Raw genomic sequence first — 3,881 nt, 5'->3', positions numbered from 1 at the left:
GTACGGTAAGGCGACGCTGACGTGGTTTGAATTTGATTTTCGAAGAGTATTAGGAGAAAAAGAATGAAAGAAATAGCCTTTGACGCATTTTACCAGCTTTATCAAAACGACCAACTTTCTCTAGTGGACGTGAGAGAAGTGGATGAGTTTGACGCTCTTCATTTAGAAGGCGCTCATAACCTGCCACTTAGTCAATTAGCTGATACTTATGATCAGTTGGACAAGGACCAGTTACATTATGTTATTTGTAAATCTGGGATGAGATCGACGCGTGCTTGTCAATTCCTAGCTGAACAGGGTTATGAAGTTATCAATGTTCAGGGTGGCATGTTAGCCTTTGAAGAACTTTAAACATTACAATTTTCTCCTACTTGGTGTGGACTGGGTAGGAGAATTTTATTTTTAGACAATTCTCATTTTTGAGAATCTTGAAAACATTCAATATTTACTTCGTGAAGCTTTTTTCATACTGCTATTCATGATATACTAGGTCAGTATTTTATAAATATGAAGGAGATTTTCATGGCTAAAAAAGGTGCCTTAACAGGTTTACTCCTGTTTGGAATATTTTTTGGTGCGGGGAACTTGATTTTTCCGCCTTCTCTAGGTGCTCTATCTGGAGAACATTTTCTTCCTGCCATCGCAGGTTTTGTCTTTTCAGGCGTCGGTATCGCCGTCTTGACTCTTATTATTGGAACGCTAAATCCTAAAGGATATATCTACGAGATTTCAACAAAGATAGCGCCTTGGTTTGCGACTCTTTACCTCTCAGTTCTTTACTTGTCAATCGGTCCATTCTTTGCTATCCCACGTACTGCTACAACAGCTTACGAAGTAGGGATTAGCCCCCTTTTGTCGGATGCAAATAAAGGTCTTGGTTTGATTGTCTTTACTGTTCTGTATTTTGCAGCAGCCTATTTGATTTCGCTTAATCCATCAAAAATCTTGGATCGTATCGGCCGTATTTTAACGCCAGTTTTTGCGATTTTGATTGTCATCTTGGTTGTTCTAGGAGCTTTCAAATATGGTGGAACAAGTCCTCAAGTTGCTTCAGATGCTTATCAAGCTTCTGCCTTTGGTACAGGATTCCTAGAAGGTTACAATACCTTGGACGCCCTTGCTTCAGTTGCCTTTAGCGTAATCGCAGTTCAAACCTTGAAACAACTTGGATTTTCAAGTAAGAAAGAATACATTTCAACTATTTGGGTGGTTGGTATCGTTGTTGCCCTTGCCTTCAGCGCTCTTTACATCGGTTTAGGTTTCCTTGGGAATCATTTCCCAGTACCAGCTGAAGCGATGAAGGGTGGAACACCAGGTGTTTACATCTTGTCACAAGCCACTCAAGAAATCTTTGGCTCAACAGCCCAACTCTTCCTTGCAGCTATGGTTACCGTAACCTGCTTCACAACAACGGTTGGTTTGATTGTGTCAACAGCTGAGTTCTTTAATGAACGTTTCCCACAAATCAGCTACAAGGTTTATGCGACAGCCTTTACCTTGATTGGATTTGCCATTGCTAATTTGGGTCTTGATGCGATTATCAAGTACTCCATTCCAGTACTGGTTATCTTGTACCCAATCACCATTGCCATCGTTATGATTGTCATTGTCAACAAATTTGTTGCCCTTTCAAAACCAGGTATGCAGTTGACAATTGCTGTTGTTACAGCTATTGCTATTGCAAGCGTACTAGGAAGCTCATTTAAGGTTGAGTTCCTTGCAAATCTTGTCAGCGCTCTTCCTTTTGCTAAGGCATCACTCCCATGGTTGGTGCCAGCCATTGTCGGAATCTTGCTCTCATTGGTTCTACCAAACAAGCAAGAAAGTGATGTTTTTGAAATGGAATAATCACTAAAATCACTTTTGTAGCCAAGTCTACAGAAGTGATTTTCTTTTTTTATCCGATGATAAATGTGTTATAATAGGTAGCAAAAGAGGTGAAGAAATGAATCAAACAGTAGAATATATCAAAGAACTGACAGCCATTGCGTCGCCAACGGGTTTCACTCGTGAGATTTCAGACTATTTAGTCAAGACTCTAGAAGGTTTCGGTTACCAACCGGTTCGCACAGCCAAGGGCGGTGTCAATGTAACTATCAAAGGGCAAAATGATGAAGAGCATCGCTATGTGACTGCCCATGTAGATACGTTGGGTGCTATTGTCCGTGCTGTCAAACCAGACGGCCGTCTCAAATTGGACCGTATCGGTGGTTTTCCTTGGAATATGATTGAGGGAGAAAACTGTACTGTTCATGTGGCTAGCACAGGTCAAAAAGTATCAGGTACCATCCTCATTCACCAGACTTCTTGTCATGTCTACAAGGATGCTGGGACTGCAGAACGCACGCAGGACAATATGGAAGTGCGTTTGGATGCAAAAGTAACCAATGAAAAAGAAACTCGTGCCTTTGGCATTGAGGTTGGTGATTTTATCAGTTTTGACCCACGAACTGTTGTGACGGATACAGGTTTTATCAAGTCTCGTCATTTGGATGACAAGGTAAGCGCAGCGATTTTGCTTAACCTGCTTCGTATTTATAAGGAAGAGAAGATTGAGTTGCCAGTAACAACCCATTTTGCTTTTTCAGTCTTTGAAGAAGTGGGACACGGTGCTAATTCTAATATTCCTGCTCAGGTAGTAGAATATCTAGCTGTGGATATGGGAGCTATGGGCGATGACCAGCAGACAGATGAGTACACAGTATCTATCTGTGTAAAGGATGCTTCAGGACCTTATCACTATGATTTCCGTCAACATTTGGTTGCTTTGGCGAAAGAGCAAGATATTCCATTTAAGTTGGATATCTATCCATTTTATGGATCGGACGCTTCAGCGGCCATGTCTGCAGGGGCAGAGGTCAAGCATGCTCTTCTCGGTGCTGGTATCGAGTCTAGCCATTCTTATGAGCGTACTCATATTGATTCAGTAGTGGCGACTGAGCGTATGGTTGATGCTTATCTAAGAAGTGAGTTAGTGGGGTGAAGGGGCGATAAAGTATAATGTATGAAATACTGAAACAATTAGCAACGCCTGCTATAATAACAGGGATAATTTCGGGTTTGTATGCTTATTTCCAAAAGAAAAAAGAGGAATATCGTAAGTATGTGTATGAAAATAAACAAGAAAACTTTAAAGAACTATTTGTTTATGCTGATGAACTGGTAGATAAAGGGATTACTAATCCAGATTTAGAAAAACTACTTTTTAAAATTTCTCAAAAAATTAATCCGTATGGACGAAAAATAAAAACTTTTGGAAAATATCAGTGGATAGAAGATGATGGGTATGTATGGTACCAAATAGAAATGATAGAGGATAAACTTGCTTCTCAAAGACTTCAAATAGAGGATTTAAAAGAACTAGCTCATCGGATACAAATTTCTAAACGATTACTAGATATAAAAGTAGAACAAAATATTTCGTCTATAACTTTAGCTAAAATATGGTTTTATTTATTTCAGTATGCGATGTTATTACTTCAGCTATTTTTCGTTTACTCTGGATATAAAAGTTTTATCGAACAATCTACTGGATTCTCTTTGTTATCGGCTTATTGGTTGACTGTTGTAATTTTAATTTTTTTACTCCCAGAAATGAGTGTTGATGAAAGTGATGATGGAAGATCTGGAATATTTATTACAGTGTACCTTTTCTATATTGTCGTAGTTGATACCGTAATATCGTATTATTTGTATAAAAATTTATCTATTGTTCTTATTGTTGGAATAGTTTCATTTTGTCTAAGTATTGGTATAGTATTTTTAAAAGCTATTATTTTCGGAGAAAGTGAAATTGTTAAAGTATCTACAATTTATATCGAAGAATATAGAAAACTACAGGGGCCTAAGTTAAGTAAGAGACGCTTTATAGATAATTTTAC

General features: G+C 38.6%; 4 protein-coding genes. All 4 read left to right on the top strand.

The window, feature by feature from the left end; all coding sequences use genetic code 11:
• Positions 1–63: 63 nt before the first annotated feature.
• Positions 64–351 carry a rhodanese-like domain-containing protein gene (locus tag QZ565_RS08520; RefSeq protein WP_295528215.1) on the top strand — a complete coding sequence of 96 codons (288 nt, stop codon included), beginning with the start codon at positions 64–66 and terminating at the stop codon, positions 349–351.
• A 171-nt stretch (positions 352–522) separates the two neighbouring features.
• A complete protein-coding gene (brnQ, locus tag QZ565_RS08515; protein WP_295528212.1) occupies positions 523–1,848 on the top strand; it encodes a branched-chain amino acid transport system II carrier protein in 1,326 nt (441 codons plus the stop codon).
• 97 nt (positions 1,849–1,945) lie between these two features.
• Positions 1,946–2,983, top strand: a complete 1,038-nt coding sequence (locus tag QZ565_RS08510; RefSeq protein ID WP_033682091.1) for a M42 family metallopeptidase — start codon at positions 1,946–1,948, stop codon at positions 2,981–2,983.
• 17 nt (positions 2,984–3,000) lie between these two features.
• A partial coding sequence (locus QZ565_RS08505; RefSeq protein ID WP_295528208.1) for a hypothetical protein occupies positions 3,001–3,881 on the top strand: 881 nt, incomplete at its 3' end.

The organism is uncultured Streptococcus sp., from assembly GCF_915066115.1.
Classification (GTDB): domain Bacteria; phylum Bacillota; class Bacilli; order Lactobacillales; family Streptococcaceae; genus Streptococcus.
Note: the sequence above shows the minus strand (reverse complement) of the source record. Positions and strands in the feature narration are given on the sequence as shown.